Source organism: Kitasatospora sp. NPDC087314, from assembly GCF_044744365.1.
In the GTDB taxonomy this organism is placed as follows: Bacteria; Actinomycetota; Actinomycetes; order Streptomycetales; family Streptomycetaceae; genus Kitasatospora.
Window position 1 is genome coordinate 217,323 of the sequence record NZ_JBIUYE010000008.1, and the last position, 16,143, is coordinate 233,465.

Below are 16,143 nucleotides of genomic sequence, written 5' to 3' on the forward strand. Positions count from 1 at the left end.
ATGGCGGAAATCACCTATGTCCGAGGCGATGCCACCGCGCCCCGGGGCAAGGGCGTGAAGGTGATCGCGCATGTCTGCAACGACCTCGGCGGCTGGGGCAGGGGCTTCGTGCTCGCGCTGTCCAGACGCTGGCCCGAGCCCGAGGCCGCGTTCCGGCGCTGGCACCGGGAGCGGGCGGGGAACGACTTCGGTCTCGGCGCCCTACAGGTGGTGCAGGTCGAGCCGTACGTCTGGGTGGCCAACCTGGTCGGCCAGCGCGGCATCCGGACGGGGCGCTCCACCGGGGTGCCGGTCCGGTACGAGGCGATCGACACCGCACTGGCCGCGCTGGGCGACCGGGCGCTGGAGCTCGGCGCCTCCGTCCACATGCCGCGGATCGGCTGCGGGCTGGCCGGCGGCCGCTGGGAGCGGGTCGAACCGCTGGTGGCCGCGCGGCTGGTCGCGCGGGGGGTGCCGGTGACGGTCTACGACCACGACTAGAGCCGGTCGCGTACCAGGAGTTGGACAGCAGGCCCTAGGCGGACGCCCGGCCCGCTCCGCCCACCGGGTCCGTCGCACGGCGCTCGGCGGGCCAGCTGTACACGTACTCGGGCAGCACGTACCCGCCCGGGAACACACCCTCCTGCGCACCCGTCCGCACGCCGCCCTCGCGCTCGTAGAAGGCGACCGCGCGGGTGTTGCCGCGCAGCACCTCCAGGTACAACTCGGCCCCGGGGTGCCGTTCGGCGACGTGGGCGCGGGCCGTGGCGAACAACGCGCGGCCGATGCCGCCGCCGGTCCGGCCGGGGCGGACGTGCAGGTTGTCGACCAGCACCCGGCCGTCCGGCTGCGGGACGAGGTAGACGAACCCGACCACCTCCCCGGCCTGTTCGGCGATCAGCAGTTCGGGCTCGGCGGCCGGATCGCCGTAGTCGACGGTCAGGCGCAGCTCCCACAGCTCGCGCCGCTGGACCGGCAGCCCGTCGCCGAGCGCCTCCTCGGGGACGATCCCGCGGTAGGTGGTGCGCCAACTGCGGGCGTGCAGGTCGGCGACGGCCGCGGCGTCCTGCGCGCCGCCGCGCCGGATGGTGGTCCGCACGGAACTGATCATGTGACGAGCCTCCCACATCATTGGAGTTGAACATGTTCAATCGAAGCCTCTACAGTTCCGCCATGCCTTTGAACGTGTTCGAAATCATGGGGGCGGTGGGTGCGGCACCGGGCGTGGAGGGGACGTCCGGTGCCGCATCCACCGACACGGGCTGGAGCCTCGTCTCCGGTTAGGCTCGTCCCCGTGGACGACCTGGCAGCGACGAACCGAACGGACGGCACGAGCGGTGCGGCCGAACCCGCGGCCGCGCCCGGCACCGAAAGCGGGCCCCTGCCCGGCGGCCGGGCACAACCGAAGACCGACAAGAGCGAGCAGACCCGGGCCCTGATCCTGGAGACGGCCATGCGGCTGTTCCAGGAGCGCGGCTACGAGAAGACCACCATGCGCGCGATCGCCACCGAGGCGGGCGTCTCGGTCGGCAATGCTTACTACTATTTTGCGGCGAAGGAATTCTTGATTCAAGGATTCTATGACCGAATGACCTACGACCATGCGGCGGATGCCAGGAATCGCATGGCCAATACCCGGGATTTCGCCGAACGCCTGGAAATCGCGCTGACGTCCTGGCTCGACACGGCCGCGCCGTACCACGAGTTCGCCGCGCAGTTCTTCCGCACGGCCGCCGACCCGAGCAGTTCGCTCAGCCCGTTCTCCAGCGAGTCCCACCCGGCGCGGGCCACCGCCGTGGAGCTGTTCCGCGACGTGCTGCAGGGCTCGGAGCTGGCGCCGAAGCTGGACGCCGAACTGGTCGAGCTGCTGCCCGACGTGCTCTGGCTGTACCTGATGATCGTGGTCCTCTACTGGGTCTTCGACCGGACCGAGGACACCGAGCGGACCAGGGAGTTCGTCCGCCGCTCCACCCCGATGGCGGCCCGGGTGATCAACCTGTCGCGCTATCGGGTGTTCCGGCCGATCGTCCGCGACGCCAAGGGCCTCATCCAGGACTTCATCCTGCCCACCATCGGGAAGACCGCCGTCAAGTAGCCTGCGCCAGGCCCGGCTTGGACAGGCCGAAGGCCGGCCCGCGGCAGTGCGGACCGGCCTTCGGCGGGGTGCGGAAGCCCGCTCAGAACAGGTCCGGGTTCCAGGGCTGCAACGGCGTGCGCAGCAGCAGGTCGGCGGCGGCCGCCGCGCCCGGGCGCAGTTCGGTGAGCAGGCCGGCCGCGAGCAGCCGGGGCGCCGTCTCGCCGCCCAGGTAGAGCGAACCCAACCCGGAGGCGTCCAGGGCGAGATCGGCGTCGTCCGTGGTCCGGGTGCAGCGGCCGGTGCCGTCCGCGGCGACCTCGATCGCCCAGCGGCCGGAGGCGTAGCCGAGCCGGTCCTCCACCTCCAGCACCACCCGGCCGGGTGCGCCGTACGTCCGGGCGTCGAACGCGGCCGCCACGTCCAGCACCCGCAGCCAGGTGAAGTCGGCGTTGTCCACGTACGGGGTGGCGGCGCGCGGGTCCTGGAGCAGCAGCGGCAGCGGGTCGTCCGGGCCGATGTTCTCCGCGACGACCTTGCGCACCCAGTCGACGGCGAGGACGAAGCGCCACAGCTCGGCGGCCGTCGCCCGGTCGAGGGCGAGGAAGTCGGCCACGGTCAGGACGCAGTTCGGGTAGCTGCCGTCCCACTTGTCGTCGATCCGGTAGACCACCAGGCCGGTGACCACGCCGTCGGCGTCACGGTGGACGGCCGCGAACGGCTCCTTGAACTCGAAGCCCGGCACCTGGAGTTCACCGGTGCTCCGCTTCCACCACAGTTCGTCGCGGGCGATCGCGCCCGGCTGGGTGCGCCGCCAGCGCTCGTGCAGGTCGGCGCCCAGCTCGCGCAACTCCGCCATGGTCACGAAGTCGATCCGCCCGCCGGGCACGGTGGGCAGGTCGTCGCGCAGGCCGCGGGTGCGGAGCAGGTCGATGTTCCAGCCGTGACCGCGGGTGGCCGGCCCGTAGCCGTAGCGGCCGTAGATGTTGTACTCGGCGGCGATCAGGATGGCGACCGCCGATCCACGCTCGGCGGCGGCCGCGAGGTCGCGGCGCATCATCGTGCCGAGCAGGCCCCGGCGACGGTGGGTGGAGCTGACCGTCACACCGGTGACGGCGTCGGCCTGGACGACGGCCCCGCCCGGGACGGTCAGTTCTACGTCGAAGCTGCGGAAGGTGGCGATGCAGCGGTCGCCGTCGAAGCCGGCCAGCATGCGGCCCGGCTGCCACTGCCGCCGGCGGAAGTCGGCCGCGCTGTCCGCGTGCGAGCGCAGGAAGCCCAAGGCGAGGGCCCGATCCCACGCGGCCACCTCGCCCTCGGTGATCGCGCGGATCTGGAGGCCGTTCACGATGTCGACGGCCCCGTCATCGGTTGTGTTGCCCATCGGGCCACCGTACGGCCGCCGTTGTCCGACGGCACCCGATTTATTCCGTGCCCGACCCGACGTGCTCCCCCGGCGCCACCACCCAGTGGTTGCAGCGCAGGACGCGGTCCGCGAAGGAGACGTCCCGCTCACCGAGCAGCCAGAAGCCGAGCGCCCGGCAGATCCCGTTGGACGGGCCGTTGGTGACCGCCGGGTGGGCGTGCACCGGGCCCCACCGGCCGTCCGCGGCGGCGGCGTCCAGCAGCTCCCGGACGGCCGCCTTGGCGAGGCCGCGCCCCTGGAACTCGGGCAGCACCATCCAGCCGACCTCGGTCACGGCGGCGCCGTCCTCCTCGTACGACCAGAGCGTGACCCCGCCGGCCACCACCTCCGGCCCGGCCCCGTCCGGGACGATCATCTTGATCCACGCGCGGTCCTCCGCCACCTCCACGACGTCCTTGCGCAGCCGCGCCTCCACCCGATCCCGTGGCAGCGGCCCGCCCAGCCCGGCCATCATCACCGCGTCGCACCGCATCCGGACGTACGCGTCGACGTCCCCCGCCTCGACATCACGCAGCCTCATCGCGTCTCCTCCCGAGTGCTCGAACCGGCCCCGCTGGGGCCGGTCCGGCGGATCTCGCCGGACGGACCCTAACGCCCACCACCGACACGTCCGGCGCGCGGGCCGGGGGTGCAGGCGGGCCCTACGGGCGGGCGTAGAAGTCGGGGGTGCCCATGATCCAGAGGCTGGCCTGTTTGACCGGCATGCCGACGCGGGGGGCCTCGATCATCTGGTCGTCGCCGATGTAGAGGCCGACGTGGTAGATGTCGGCGGCGCGGCCGGTGCCCGTCCAGAAGACGAGGTCGCCGGGGCGCAGCTGGCGGTAGCTGATCGGGGTGCTCTGGGCGTACTGGTCGGCGGCGAAGTGGTTGAGCTGTCTGCCGCCTTCCTGCCAGGCCATCATGGTGAGCCCGGAGCAGTCGTAGCCGGCCGGGCCCTCGCCGCCCCAGATGTAGGGCAGGCCGATCTTGGAGCGGGCGAAGGCGATGGCGGCGGCCGCGCCCTCGGCGGACCACGGGCGGTCGGCGGGGGGTGCGGCCTGGGTGTCCTTGGCAGCGGCCTCGGCCGCGGCGGCCTTCTCGGCGGCGGCCTCGGCCTCCCGGACGGCGGTCGCCTCCAGGGCCTCGCTGCGGCGGCGTTCCAGGTCGACGGTGGTGTGCCGGGCGGCGGCCAGGTCGGTTAGCAACTGCTCGCGGCGCCGGTCGGCGGCGACGACCGCGCCCTGCTGGGCGGCGAGCCGGGCCTCGGCCCTGGTCTTGGCGGCGCCGACCTCGGTGGCGGCCTTCTCGGCGGCCTCGGTGGCGGTGCGGGCGGCGGCGGCGGCGCGGGTCGCGGCGGCCGCGGTGGAGGTGGCGGCGTCGAGGATCTGCCGGGTGCGTTCGCTGGCGACGCCGACCACGGCGGCGCGGTCGCCGGCCTCGCGCGGGCCGCGGGCGCCGAGCAGCGCGTTGAGGGCGGAGAGTTCGGCGCCCGCGCCCTGGCGGTACGTTTCGGCGGCGAGTTGGGCGGCGTCCGCGGCCGCCTCGGAGCGCTCGGCCTCGGCGGCGGTGGCGCGCCGGCCGGCGGCGGCCTCCTCGGTGCGGGCCCGGGCGAGGGCGAGCTGCGCGCCGTTGTAGGCCTCGACGGCCTGTTCGGCGCTGCGGCCGGCCCGGTCGAGTTCGGCCCGGGCGGCGGTGAGTCCGGCTTCGATGGCGGTGACGGAGGCGGCGGTGCGGTCGGCCTCGGCGCGGGCCCGGTCGATCTCCTCGGCGGTCGGGTACGGGTCGTCCGGTCGGGCGGGGCCGGTAGTGGGTTCGGGGTCCGCCGGGGCGGCCTGGGCGGCGGGGAGCAGCCCGAGCAGGGCGGTGAGGGACAACAGGAGGGTCGGCAGGAGCCTGCGCGCCACGAGACATCCCTTCTCACGGGTCCGGAGGGGACGGCGGTCGGACGGAGCGCGACGCTCGGACCGGGCGGCCTGGCGGAGGAGGTCCGACGAATCATCCCATCACGTGACAGAACGGTCACTCGTCGATCATGTTCTCAACTCCGGCGCTTTTCACACCTCGAACGCGCCCTGCCAGCCGGGTGACTATCAGATGATCCGACCAGGAGTCACCGTCGGCCAGGCGCACAGGGTGTGCGAACTACCGGTGGATCCGGCGGGTGCGCGTCCGCAGCTGGAGGTGTCGCTCGGACCGGCGCTCCACCCCGGTCGGACGGACCGCGTACGTCCGACTGCGCCCCGCCCGGACCGTACGGCGACGCTGCCGCGCCCCGTGGGACCGGACCGGGCCGCTGCCGCCCGCGCCGTACGCCCCGCCCTCCGCCGCCCCGGCGGCCCCGACGGCGGCCGCCGAGCGGCGGTCTGCCAGCCGCGCCTGGCGCCGGGCCAGCGCCCGGGCGGCGTGCGCGTCGAGGTGGGCGGTGGCCCGGGCGGCCATCCGCTCGGCCACCCGGTGGGCGGCGGGGTGGTTCGCGGGCACCTTGTCGGGAGCGCCGGCGATCAGGTCGAAAAGCCAGGTTCGGGCCCGGTCAGCACGCCGGTGCAGTCGGCGCTCGCGCCGGAGCGCGCGCGCCCGGCGGCGGGGACGCTTGGCGTACCGCCAGCGGGCCCACGGGCTGCTCGGGCGGGCCAGCCGAACCGCCCCGATCCAGGAGAGGCCGGGGACCATGATGCCGAGCAGGCCGGTCCACAGCTTGCCCTTGATCAGGCTGATCACCGAGGCCAGGGCGTTCACCGAGATCACCGTGATCAGGCCCCACCTGGTCTCCTGGCTGGGCACCACGCCGAGCGGCACGTACCCGACCAGCAGCAGGGCGGTGAACAGGATGCCGCAGATCACCGCGTCCACCGACTTGCGGCCCTGCTCGCTCCAGTACACGTCGTCCAGGTGCAGGATCAGCGCGAACTCGTCCAGCACCAGGCCGCAGCCGATGCCGAAGACCAGCCCGAACCAGTCGATCCACGGGTGACCGCCGTACGTGGCGAACACCCCGACGCCGCCGGCCAGCAGGAAGCCCAGGCCGAACACCATGTGATGGATGTGCAGGCCGCCGGGGGTGACGTTGCCGGGCCACCAGCGCACCTGGGCGCGGATCATCCGGACGCTGAACCGGATGAACACGAAGGAGGTGATGAAGCCGACCAGCAGCAGGAACAGCGGTTGCTTGTGCGCGGCGACGATGTGCTCGCGGTAGCCGTCCAGCAGTGTGGTCATGCGTCTTACCTTCGTTCCTGGTCCTTCCTCCGGTCTGCCGCGACATGGTCCGGAGCCCAACACCGGTCCAACGCGCGGTCAGAACCCGCGGGTGCGCTTGGCCGCCCGGCGCGGCACGACCGGGTACAGCGACGGGCGCTCGCCGCCGACCGGCAGTTTCATGAACAGCCGGGCGATCTCGCCGCCGAGGTTCACCCCGATCGCCAGCGCCATCGCGATCGCGGCCGCCCGGGAGACGGACACCAGGCCGGCGCTGGAGTGCCCCTGCGCGAAGGAGAGCATCCCGAGGTAGAGCGCCGAACCGGGCATCAGCGGGCCGATCGCGGCGGTCACGTACGGCAGCGCGGAGCCGTTGCGGTAGCGCGCCATCAGCTGGCCGAAGAGGCCGACCAGGCCGGCCGCCACCCCGGTCGCCACGATCGGGGAGAAGCCCGCGTTGTAGGCCAGCACGCCGTAGCTGGCCCAGCCGATGCCGCTGTTCAGGGTGACCAGCGCGAGGGAGCGGCGGTCGGTCTGCAGCAGGGTGGCGAAGGCCAGGGTCAGCAGCATCGCGGCGGCCAACTGGACCGGCGGGTAGCTGACGCCCGCCAGGCTCTCGTCCGGCCGCAGCTTCGCCTCGAAGCCGACCCCCAGGTAGAGGATCAGCATCACGCCGATCACGATGCCCGCGACCAGGTAGATCACCTCCAGCAGGCGGGCCGCGGCGGTGATGTAGAAGCCGGTCAGACCGTCCTGGACGGCGGCGACCAGGGCCCGCCCGGGCAGCAGCGCGAACAGGCCACCGGTGATCACCACCGAGCCGCGCAGGCCCCAGTCGTTGAAGGAGAGGATGATCCCGGAGGCGGCGGCCGGCATCGCGGCCGCCACGAACTGGTAGAACTCCGGCAGCCGGCGCCGGGCCAGCATGGAGGCCAGCCGGTCGCCGAGGACGGCTGCGACGAAGGCGCTGGCGAAGACCAGCCAGGCCTTGTCGTCGATCCGCCCGCCGACCAGGAAGGTGGCCGCGCCGGCCAGCAGACCGGTGGTCAGCGCGAGCATCCAGGCCGGGTAGGGGTGCCGGTTGCGGCGGATCACGGCGAGCCGGCGGTAGGCGTCGTTGACCGTGACCTTCTCGGCGGTGATGTCCGCGACCAGCTCGTAGACCGCGTTCAGCCGGGTGTAGTCGGAGGTGCGGCGGCGCACCACCCGGTCGGCGGTGATCGGCGGCTCGACCAGCGAGGGCTGGTGCGAGATGCCGATCAGGGTGAAGGTCACCTGCGGCTCGCAGTGGTCCAGCCGGTAGGCGTGCGCGATGCCGAGCATGGCCGCCTCGACGTCCTCGGCCGCCTCGCCGCTGGCCAGCAGCAGCTCGCCGATGCGCAGTGTCAGGTCGAGGATGCGGGGGACGTTGCGGGTGGCCGCCGCGGAGGGGTGCAGCTCGCGGGCGGTCCGCTCGAAGGCGGGGCGCTCGGACATCGGGGTGCGCAGCAGCGTGCGCATCCGGTCCGGCCAGGGGGCCTCGCCGGGGGCGCCGGCGGTCAGCTCCGGGATCGGGATGCCGGTGGGCGGGGTGTAGCCGGCGGCGCGCCACTCCTCGGGGGTGAGGGTGTCCTCGGCGACCGAGCGGCGGCGGGCGGGGCGCGCGCCCTCGGGCGCCGGCTCGCGGTGCGGTTCGGCTTCCGGTTCCGGTTCCGGTTCCGGGGACAGCAGGCCCCTGGTCTCCGGGACCGGCGGGACGAGCGGGATGACGGTGGCGGGCTCGACGGTGGGGGCCGGGTGGCCCAGCAGGCCCTCGGTGGGCGGCGCGTCGGCGGGGTGCACCGGCCGTACCGGCGGCGTCCGCCGTGTCTGACGGACCGCCCGGCCTCCCCTCGCCCGCTTGCCTCCGCCCGGTCGGCCCCGCTTAGGCACTTCCACTCCTTGCCGCCCCTGGTGGCCGCCGGCCACCGTTCGATCTCGGGATACACCTTGCCTGATCGAACAGTCCGACGCACATGTACGCGGCGTACCGCGACGGGGGCGGCGGGCGCCTACCCGGCGCGGTGGCGGTCGGTGGACGCCGCACCGGAACGGCGGGCCCGCAGCAGTTCGAACGCCACCGGGACCACCGAGACCAGCACGATGCCGACCAGGATGGCCTCGATGTTGTCCCGGACGAACGGGATCTGCCCCAGGAAGTAGCCGAGCACGGTGACGCCGACGCCCCACAGCACACCGCCGACGAGGTTGAAGACCACGAAGGTGCGGTAGTTCATCCTGCTCACCCCGGCGACGATCGGGGTGAAGGTGCGCACGATCGGCACGAACCGGGCCAGCACGATCGCCTTGGGCCCGTGCCGGTCGAAGAAGGCGGCGGCCTTCTCCACGTTCTCCTGCTTGAAGATCCGGGAGTCGGGGCGGCGGAACAGGCCCGGCCCGACCTTGCGGCCGAACAGGTAGCCGACCTGGTCCCCCGCCACCGCGGCGGCCACGATCAGCGCGCAGACCAGCCAGAGCGGCTGGTGCAGGTAGGTGCCGCCGGCCACCAGCAGACCGGTGGTGAACAGGAGCGAGTCGCCGGGCAGGAAGAAGCCGATCAGCAGGCCGGACTCGGCGAAGACGATGGCCAGGATGCCGATCAGGCCGAAGGTGGAGATCAGGTTGGTCGGATCGAGCCAGGACGGGCCGAGGGCGAGGCTGGTCACGTGCGGACACTCCTGAGGGTCGAGTCTTGGCAATGAAACAGTAAAGCATTCACCAAGAATCAATAAACCAGCAGGTCGTGACGGGCCTGTGCGCACCCGGACGCACCCGCGCCCGCACGCGGCCGTACGGGCCGGGGCGTGCGGGCGCGGAGGTGCGGGGGTGCGGGTGCGGAGGTGCGGGGCCGTCAGAGGCCGTAGCGCTCGATGATCTCCTCATGCCGGGCGACGTCCGCACCCGCCGCCTTGGCCAGGTCCAGCCAGGCCAGCGGGTGCGGCCAGTCGCCGGTGAGCCGGTGCAGCAGCGCGTCGGCCTCGGCGGCCGAGGCGGTCGGCGGCACCCCGACGGCGGCGTAGACGCCGGGCAGCGTGGCGTCCTCGTCCGCCGGGTCGGTGATGCCGTACTGCTCCCCGCTGTACGCCCAGACCGCGTAGCCGGCCTGCTGCAGGTCTTCGCGCAGCGCCGCCCACGGCTCGTCGCCGGGCCAGCCGCCGTCGATCCAGTACGTGGCGTACCCCGCAGGGTCGAGCAGGGTGAGCAGCTCGAACACCGGGCGCCAGCCCCGCCGCTCCTCCTCGGGGGCGTCCTCGGCCGGCGGCGGCTCCAGCAGCGCCGGGGCGAAGACCACCACGTCGCCGTGGTTGAGCGTGAGGTCGTCGCCGAGCACCGGCAGGATCCGGGCGGTGGCCGGACCGGTGCGGACGGCGGGCAGGTCGGCCGTGGCGCCGTTGGTGCGGGTGGCGCGGACGGTGACCAGCTGCCACTCCTCGTCCACCGGCCCCTCGGGCTCGTCGAACTCGATGCCGAGCAGCGCGCCGGCGGAGCGGACCGCCGCCCAGTCCCGGTTGGCGGTGGCCGCGGTGATCAGGTGCCAGAGGTCGGGCTCCTGGACAGTGCGGTGGCGTTCCTCCTCCGGGGCGGCCTCGGCGGGCAGCGCGTGCTCCAGGAGCTCCTGGTACAGCCGCTGCGCGGTGGCGTGGTCGCCCAGCTCGGTGGCGGCGCCGGCGGCCAGCCGGCGGGTGTTGATCCGGCTCCGGTCCAGGGCCAGGATCGCCTCGCACTGCTCCAGCACCTCGGCCCAGCGGGCCTCGGCGGCGGCCCAGCGGGCGCGTATCCAGTGCCCGTCGGCCGGGCTGGTGCCGGCCAGCCGGTCGGCGAGGCGGCGGACGCCCTCGGCATCCCCCGCGTCGATCAGGGCGGAGCCGAGCATGCCGGTCAGCACCTCGTCGCCCGGGGCGGCGTCGAGCCACTGCCAGAGCAGGTCGGCGGCGGCCCGGGCGTGGCCGAGGCCGCCGAGCACCGCGGCCAGGTTGACGGCCAGTTCGGTGGCGCCGGCCGGCTCACCCCGGTACCGGTCCAGGGCGACGGAGAGCAGGTCGGCGCCGGTCTCGTAGGGCACCCCGGCCTCGGCCAGGTGGGCCGCCAGTTCACCCGGCGGGACGGGCAGCTCGGGCACCGGCAGCGCCTCGGCGGCCGCCCGCAGCGCGGCGACCTCCTCGGCCACGCCGTCGGTGCGGCGCAGCCGGGCGAGCTTGCGCTCCCCGGTCCCGGCGAGGGTCAGCGCCACCGTCCGGGCGCCGCGGGCGACGGCGAGCCGACCCGCCGCCAGCAGCAGGTCCACGCACGGGCGGTGCGAGCCGGTGCCGTCCAGGTAGCCGACCCAGCCGGCCAGGACGGCGCCCAGCTCGGCGTCGTTCTCCCAGGCACCGGCCGCGACCAGCAGCTCGACCGTGCGCGTCCAGCCGTCCCGCAGGTCGGCGTGGCGCTCGGCGGCCTCCCGGGCGGGCAGCAGCGCCAGCGCCTCCTCGGTGCGGCCGAGCGAGGCCAGCGCGCGGGCCCGCAGCAGACCGCCCCAGAGCCGGTCGCTCTCGTCGATCTCGCGGCCGCGGGAGCGCTCGGTCTGCTCGGCGGTGTCGACCAGCGTGAGCACCTCCTCGTGCCGACCGAGCCGGTTCAGGGTGCCGGCCCGGGCGTGGTGGAAGTGCAGCGAGAGCCGCTCGCCGGCCGCCTGGATCCGGGCGGCGGCGGTGTCCAGGTGGCTGAGCGCCTCGGCGTGGCGGCCGTCGTCCTCCAGTGCGTCGGAGTACTCGCGGGAGAGGCAGTCGAAGCAGGCCCGGGCGGGCTCGATCCGCTCCAGCGTCTCGCCGAGCACCGCCAGTCGCTCCGGGACGTAGCCGGGGCCGTCGACCCGGGCGTGGCAGATCGCGAAGTCCTGCACCACGCAGACGGACTGCGGGCAGCCCGCCGTCTCCTCCCGGTGGGCGAACTCCAGCAGGTCGACCGCCTCGGGCAGGGCCTGCTCGCCCTGGTGGCGCTTGTTCAGCAGGTTCTGCATCCGCCAGTGCCGCAGGTAGACCTCGACCCAGGGCAGGCCGAGCGCCCGGGAGGCGGCCAGCGCCTCCGGGTAGACCGCGTCCAGCTGGTCGTTGCGGCCCTCGTTGGCGTGGCCGGGCAGCTCGTAGATGGCGTCGGCCAGCCGGCGGTGGCCGGCCTCGGCCAGCTGGCGGTGGGCGTCGTGCACCCAGGCCCAGATGTCGGTGCTCATGTCGTGTCCCCCTGCGTGGTGCTGTTGAGAAGTCTGCCGTCGGCCACGGACAGTCCGTCGGGGCCGGGGCGCGCCGGGCGGTTCCCGCCGGGCGCGCGAAGGGTCGGACGCGCCCCGCTCACGCCTGTTCCGCTCACCTCTCCTCCGCTCACGTCTCTTCCGAGAGGGCGTCGAGGGTGTCCGGGACGTCCGGCAGGCCGACCGGGACGGCGGCGGTCAGGGCGGAGACCGCGGTGCCGATGCCGGACAGCGCCGCGGTGAGGTCGCCGCCGGAGGAGTCCGCCGAGCCGGCCGAGGCGGCGGCCATGATCACCTTGAGCGAGCGGAGCAGCCCGGCCGCCGTGGCGCTTCCGGTGTGCCCGGTGCGGTACGCGGCGAGCAGGTCCAGCACGGCCGGGCAGGACAGGTTGAGGTAGAGGCGGGCCCTGACCTCGCCGTCGGTGCGGGCGGTGAACGCCCGGGCCAGCCGCAGCGCCGCGGACGGGATCCGGGCGTCGGCCTGGTCGTCCTCGATCCGGGCCTTCAGCTCGGCCTCGCGGTCCGGCACCAGGACCAGTGGCAGGCCGGGCGGGTCGAACCGGGCCGGGACGAGCTGCTCGCCCTCGTCGGCGAGGGCGCCGGCCAGCCAGGCCGCCTCCCCGGCCGGCAGCGGGCGCTCCGGGTCGCGGAACAGCTCGCGGTCGCCGTGTTCGCTGCCCAGTTCGACCAGCCGGCAGCCGCGCAGCTGGGCGTAGCGGCGCAGGAAGGGCAGCACCGCGTAGCGGTCGCCGCGGGCGATCGGCACCCGCATCGCCCGGTACAGCATCTCCTCGAAGCCGCCGCCGCTGCCGAGCGCGACGTGCACCGCTCCCCCGCCCATGGCCCGCAGCGCGCCGGCGGTGAGGTCGCCCTGGGAGGTGGGGACCGGGACGTCGTCGGCGAGCAGGGTGAACAGCCGCTCGTCGCAGAGCGCGGCGCCGAGCAGGTCCTGGCCGTGCCGGGTGAGGATCCGGCGCCAGGCGGCGGGCCGCAGCCGGGCGGTCTCGTACAGGCCGTCGACGATGGCGTCGGTGAGGGTGCGCTGGAGTGCGCGGTAGTGCTCGTCGCGCTGGAGGTCCTCGCGGCTGGCGGTGGGGGTGAGCCGGTTGGACTCGACCACGCCGCCGATGAACCCGGCCCAGCTGGGCAGCAGGTCGCGGGCGTCCTCGGCGAGCAGCATGCCGCGCAGGTAGACGGCGAGGTCGCGGTTGTCGCTGCTGCCGTAGGTCCCGCCGTCCTGGACCCAGAGCAGGCCGATCGCGTCGGTGCCGCCCTCCACCGGGTCGACGGGGAAGGCGGTGAGCGGCTCGAAGCGGCGGCCGAAGGCGGTGGCGAAGCGCATCCGGGCGGCGTGCTCGTCGGGGGCGGGGTCCGTGGCCGGCCGGCCGGTGCCGCGCCAGGGCACCTCGACGCTGTTGACGGCCTGCTCGTCGTCGCCGACGTAGACCGGGATCGGCAGCAGCACGCAGTACCGGCCGAGCACCTCGCGCAGCGCGTCCTCGTCGGCGAGGTGGGCGTGTTCGGCCTTGAGCGTCAGCTCGACGACCGTGCCCGGGCGGGGCCGGGCGGGCACCGGGTCGACCTGGTACTGCTCGCCACCCCGGCTGCGGTAGCGGTGGCCCAGCTGCGGTTCGCGGTGCGAGGTGGTGGTGACGACGACCTCGTCGGCCACCGAGAAGGCGGAGAGGAACCCGAGGCCGAAGGCGCCGATCAGCTCCTGGTTGCCGGTGAGGTCGCGCAGCATCCGGGTGTAGCCGGTGCCGACGGTGGCGAGGTAGGCGTGGATCTCCGGCTCGGTGAGGCCGGCTCCGGTGTCCTCGATGGCGACGGTCCGCCGGGCGGCGTCGCCGCGCACCCTGATCAGCGGGCGGTGGTCGCCGTCCGGGTCCTCCAGGAGTCGGCGGGTGTGCGAGTCGTGGGCGTTCTGGACGAGTTCGCGCAGGGCGACCAGCGGGGTGGAGTAGAGGTGGGTGGCGAGGACGTTCACCAGTCCGCCGAGATCGACCTCGGTCGTACGCAGATCCTCGGCGGGAGTGGGCTCGGGCGGGGCACCTTCAGACATGGGTCCCCAGTGTGCCAGTGCGACTATCCGGCGACCATTTCTTTCTCCATGAAGAAACTCGGTCAACTCTGTGTTGACAGCGAAGGGTTGCCGGGGATTACCGCATTGCACGCCAAATCCCGCCCTCACCAGCAGCGTTGAACGCCACCGAAGCCCCCGCCGGGACCGTCGGCAATCTCCGGATGTGGCGTCACCATGACACCATCGGGGGAATTGCCACCCGTTTGGTGGAGTTCGTCCACACCGCTGGTGAATGCTGAACGTGCGACGTCAGGCAACGGCGCAACGGAGCGGCCACTCCGGATCGCGCCAATTTCGCACCAGCTCAGGGAGACACCGTGTCCCGTATTCGCGCAGCCGCCGCCACCGCCCTCGGGGCGTTCCTCCTCGTCGGCTTCGGCGCCGCCAGCGCCCACGCCGACAACGGCGCCGGCGCCCTCGACCACTCCAACAGCAGCGTGGTGAACAACAACGGCTCCGCCAACGTCGTCGGCAACGTCAACGGCAACGTGGTCATCACCCAGCAGACGGCCACCGGTTCGGGCGCGAGCAACCAGAACAACGGCCTCGCCGCCGCCGGCAACGCCGGCAACATCGGCGCCCTGCAGGGCAACGGCAACCTCGACGCCCAGGTCCACCTCCCGCACCACTAGGCCTCCCGCCCCACGGGCGCAGCCACGGGCCGGGTGCCCGCCCCGTCACCTCGGGGCGGGCACCCGGCCGCCGTTCGTCAGGACAGTCCCAGGACGGCCCGGCCCAGGCGCAGCAGGCAGTCCCCGAGGTCCGGCCGGGCGCTGTGCGGACGGTTCCGCACCCCGTCGTTGACCAGCGCGAACAGGGCGTGGACCCGGATCCGGGCCTCGACCGCGTCGTACCCGGGGCGGACCTGCCGCAGCAGGGCGACCCAGGTGCGCAGGAAGTCGCGCCGGAAGTCCACCGCGACCCGGCGGTCCGGCGGGGCCAGCCGCTCCGTCTCGCTGAGCATCGCGCCCAGGTAGTCGCCGTGGCCCAGGGCGAAGCCGACGTACGCACCCAACCCGGCCGCCAGCGCCGCCTCGGGCCCGGTGGCGGCCGCGATCGCGCCGTCCACCTCGTGCCAGAGCCGTTCGCGGCTGCGCACCAGTGAGGCGGCGAGCAGTTGGGCCTTGCTGTCGAAGTGCCGGTAGACGCTGGGGCCGGCGATACCGACGGCGGCGCCGAGCTGGTCGGTGCTGACGTTGTCGAAGCCGCGCTGGTGGAAGAGCCGGACGGCCGCCGCGAGCAGTTCCTCGCGACGCGCCTGGGGCCGGGGCTCCGGCGGTGCGGGGACGGGGGCGGGACCGGTCGCGGCACCGCCCGGGCGGGCCGCGAGGACCGCCGCGACCAGTTCGCGCAGCACCGCCTCGGCGCGACGGGGCTGCGGCGCGACCGACTGGTAGGAGAGCCCGGCGCAGGCCGAGAGCGCCGACCAGCAGAGCATCTCGGCGTCCGGCTGCGGGAGTTCGGGTCGTTCGGCGGACAGCACGGCGGTCATCAGCGCGACGTCCGCGCGCAGCTCGCGGCGCAGCGCCGCCCGCCGGGCCGGCGGCAGCAGCCGGGCGTCGCGCTGCACCAGGATGCCGAGCGGGCGGTGCCCGACCGCGACGGCGGCCAGCGCGGCGCCGAGGTCATCGGCGGTACGGGCCGCGCGCAGCCCGTCGGCGAGCGCGTCCAGCCCCAGCCGGACGGCGCGGTCGAGCAGTTCGGGCTTGCCGCGGAAGTGCCGGTAGAGGGCGGGCGCGGTGATGCCGACCCCGGCGGCGACCTCGGTCATCGAGACCTGGTGGTAGCCGCTGCGGTGGAACCGGTCGGCCGCCACGGCCAGGATCTGGGCGCGCCGACCGGGGGGCCGTCGAACCACCATGGCGAGCCCCCTCCCGTACTCCGGACCGCCCGCGCTCCGGACTGCTCACGCTCCGGACCGCCGACCGAAGGCTAGCAAGGATTCACTTAGACCGACCGGCACATGGTGGGCGGCGGCGCGACGCCCAGTCTGTCGCCCGGACGCCGCTCCTTCATACGCCCACCATGTGCCGGTCGGTCTTAAGGGGGTCTTCCGCCGACGACCACCGGGTTTCCCCGGGGTCGCCGACCCTGGACAGCCGAAGCTACCCGGGATTAACTTGTGAGGCCATCACCTGGCACGTTCAGTCCCGGCCGGCGCC

The 16,143-nt window shown here is 74.1% G+C and carries 13 protein-coding genes; 3 read left to right on the plus strand and 10 right to left on the minus strand.

Annotation, left to right across the window (positions count from 1 at the left end; translation table 11 throughout):
- Complete coding sequence (locus ACIO5E_RS19530; protein ID WP_400669236.1) at positions 1–480, plus strand: macro domain-containing protein; 480 nt, start codon at positions 1–3, stop codon at positions 478–480.
- Between the two features lie 34 nt (positions 481–514).
- On the opposite strand, the gene ACIO5E_RS19535 is transcribed toward ACIO5E_RS19530, so the two are convergent.
- Positions 515–1,090 (minus strand): GNAT family N-acetyltransferase, encoded by a 576-nt coding sequence (locus ACIO5E_RS19535; RefSeq protein WP_400669238.1) that lies wholly within the window; start codon positions 1,088–1,090, stop codon positions 515–517.
- 183 nt (positions 1,091–1,273) lie between these two features.
- Here ACIO5E_RS19535 and ACIO5E_RS19540 point away from each other — a divergent pair, with 183 nt between their 5' ends.
- On the plus strand, positions 1,274–2,074 hold the full coding sequence (locus ACIO5E_RS19540; protein ID WP_400669241.1) for a TetR family transcriptional regulator: 801 nt from the start codon (positions 1,274–1,276) through the stop codon (positions 2,072–2,074).
- 82 nt (positions 2,075–2,156) lie between these two features.
- Here ACIO5E_RS19540 and ACIO5E_RS19545 read toward each other — a convergent pair whose 3' ends face one another.
- The 8 genes from ACIO5E_RS19545 to ACIO5E_RS19580 form a co-directional block, all read right to left on the minus strand.
- Positions 2,157–3,437, minus strand: coding sequence for a GNAT family N-acetyltransferase (locus ACIO5E_RS19545; protein WP_400669243.1), 1,281 nt, complete (start codon positions 3,435–3,437; stop codon positions 2,157–2,159).
- Positions 3,438–3,477: 40 nt separating this feature from the next.
- A complete protein-coding gene (locus ACIO5E_RS19550) occupies positions 3,478–3,999 on the minus strand; it encodes a GNAT family N-acetyltransferase (RefSeq protein WP_400669246.1) in 522 nt (173 codons plus the stop codon).
- Positions 4,000–4,120: 121 nt separating this feature from the next.
- Entirely contained in the window at positions 4,121–5,362 is a 1,242-nt protein-coding gene (locus tag ACIO5E_RS19555; RefSeq protein WP_400669249.1) for a C40 family peptidase, read from the minus strand.
- Positions 5,363–5,600: 238 nt separating this feature from the next.
- On the minus strand, positions 5,601–6,674 hold the full coding sequence (locus ACIO5E_RS19560; protein ID WP_400669251.1) for a hypothetical protein: 1,074 nt from the start codon (positions 6,672–6,674) through the stop codon (positions 5,601–5,603).
- Positions 6,675–6,752: 78 nt separating this feature from the next.
- A complete protein-coding gene (locus ACIO5E_RS19565; protein WP_400669252.1) occupies positions 6,753–8,474 on the minus strand; it encodes a threonine/serine exporter ThrE family protein in 1,722 nt (573 codons plus the stop codon).
- 209 nt (positions 8,475–8,683) lie between these two features.
- Positions 8,684–9,337 (minus strand): DedA family protein, encoded by a 654-nt coding sequence (locus tag ACIO5E_RS19570; protein ID WP_400669254.1) that lies wholly within the window; start codon positions 9,335–9,337, stop codon positions 8,684–8,686.
- Between the two features lie 185 nt (positions 9,338–9,522).
- Entirely contained in the window at positions 9,523–11,880 is a 2,358-nt protein-coding gene (locus ACIO5E_RS19575) for a hypothetical protein (RefSeq protein ID WP_400669257.1), read from the minus strand.
- A gap of 148 nt (positions 11,881–12,028) precedes the next feature.
- On the minus strand, positions 12,029–13,960 hold the full coding sequence (locus tag ACIO5E_RS19580; protein ID WP_400669259.1) for an ATP-binding protein: 1,932 nt from the start codon (positions 13,958–13,960) through the stop codon (positions 12,029–12,031).
- A 338-nt stretch (positions 13,961–14,298) separates the two neighbouring features.
- Here ACIO5E_RS19580 and ACIO5E_RS19585 point away from each other — a divergent pair, with 338 nt between their 5' ends.
- A complete protein-coding gene (locus tag ACIO5E_RS19585) occupies positions 14,299–14,613 on the plus strand; it encodes a hypothetical protein (protein ID WP_400669261.1) in 315 nt (104 codons plus the stop codon).
- Between the two features lie 77 nt (positions 14,614–14,690).
- On the opposite strand, the gene ACIO5E_RS19590 is transcribed toward ACIO5E_RS19585, so the two are convergent.
- A complete protein-coding gene (locus ACIO5E_RS19590; protein ID WP_400669263.1) occupies positions 14,691–15,842 on the minus strand; it encodes a TetR/AcrR family transcriptional regulator in 1,152 nt (383 codons plus the stop codon).
- Positions 15,843–16,143: the final 301 nt, after the last annotated feature.

Bases quoted from the DNA above. Each gene is read 5' to 3' on its own strand.
- ACIO5E_RS19530 (WP_400669236.1), top strand. From the start codon at position 1: ATGGCGGAAATCACCTATGTCCGAGGCGATGCCACCGCGCCCCGGGGC.
- ACIO5E_RS19535 (WP_400669238.1), bottom strand. From the start codon at position 1,090: ATGATCAGTTCCGTGCGGACCACCATCCGGCGCGGCGGCGCGCAGGAC.
- ACIO5E_RS19545 (WP_400669243.1), bottom strand. From the start codon at position 3,437: ATGGGCAACACAACCGATGACGGGGCCGTCGACATCGTGAACGGCCTC.
- ACIO5E_RS19550 (WP_400669246.1), bottom strand. From the start codon at position 3,999: ATGAGGCTGCGTGATGTCGAGGCGGGGGACGTCGACGCGTACGTCCGG.
- ACIO5E_RS19560 (WP_400669251.1), bottom strand. From the start codon at position 6,674: ATGACCACACTGCTGGACGGCTACCGCGAGCACATCGTCGCCGCGCAC.
- ACIO5E_RS19575 (WP_400669257.1), bottom strand. From the start codon at position 11,880: ATGAGCACCGACATCTGGGCCTGGGTGCACGACGCCCACCGCCAGCTG.
- ACIO5E_RS19580 (WP_400669259.1), bottom strand. From the start codon at position 13,960: ATGTCTGAAGGTGCCCCGCCCGAGCCCACTCCCGCCGAGGATCTGCGT.
- ACIO5E_RS19590 (WP_400669263.1), bottom strand. From the start codon at position 15,842: ATGGTGGTTCGACGGCCCCCCGGTCGGCGCGCCCAGATCCTGGCCGTG.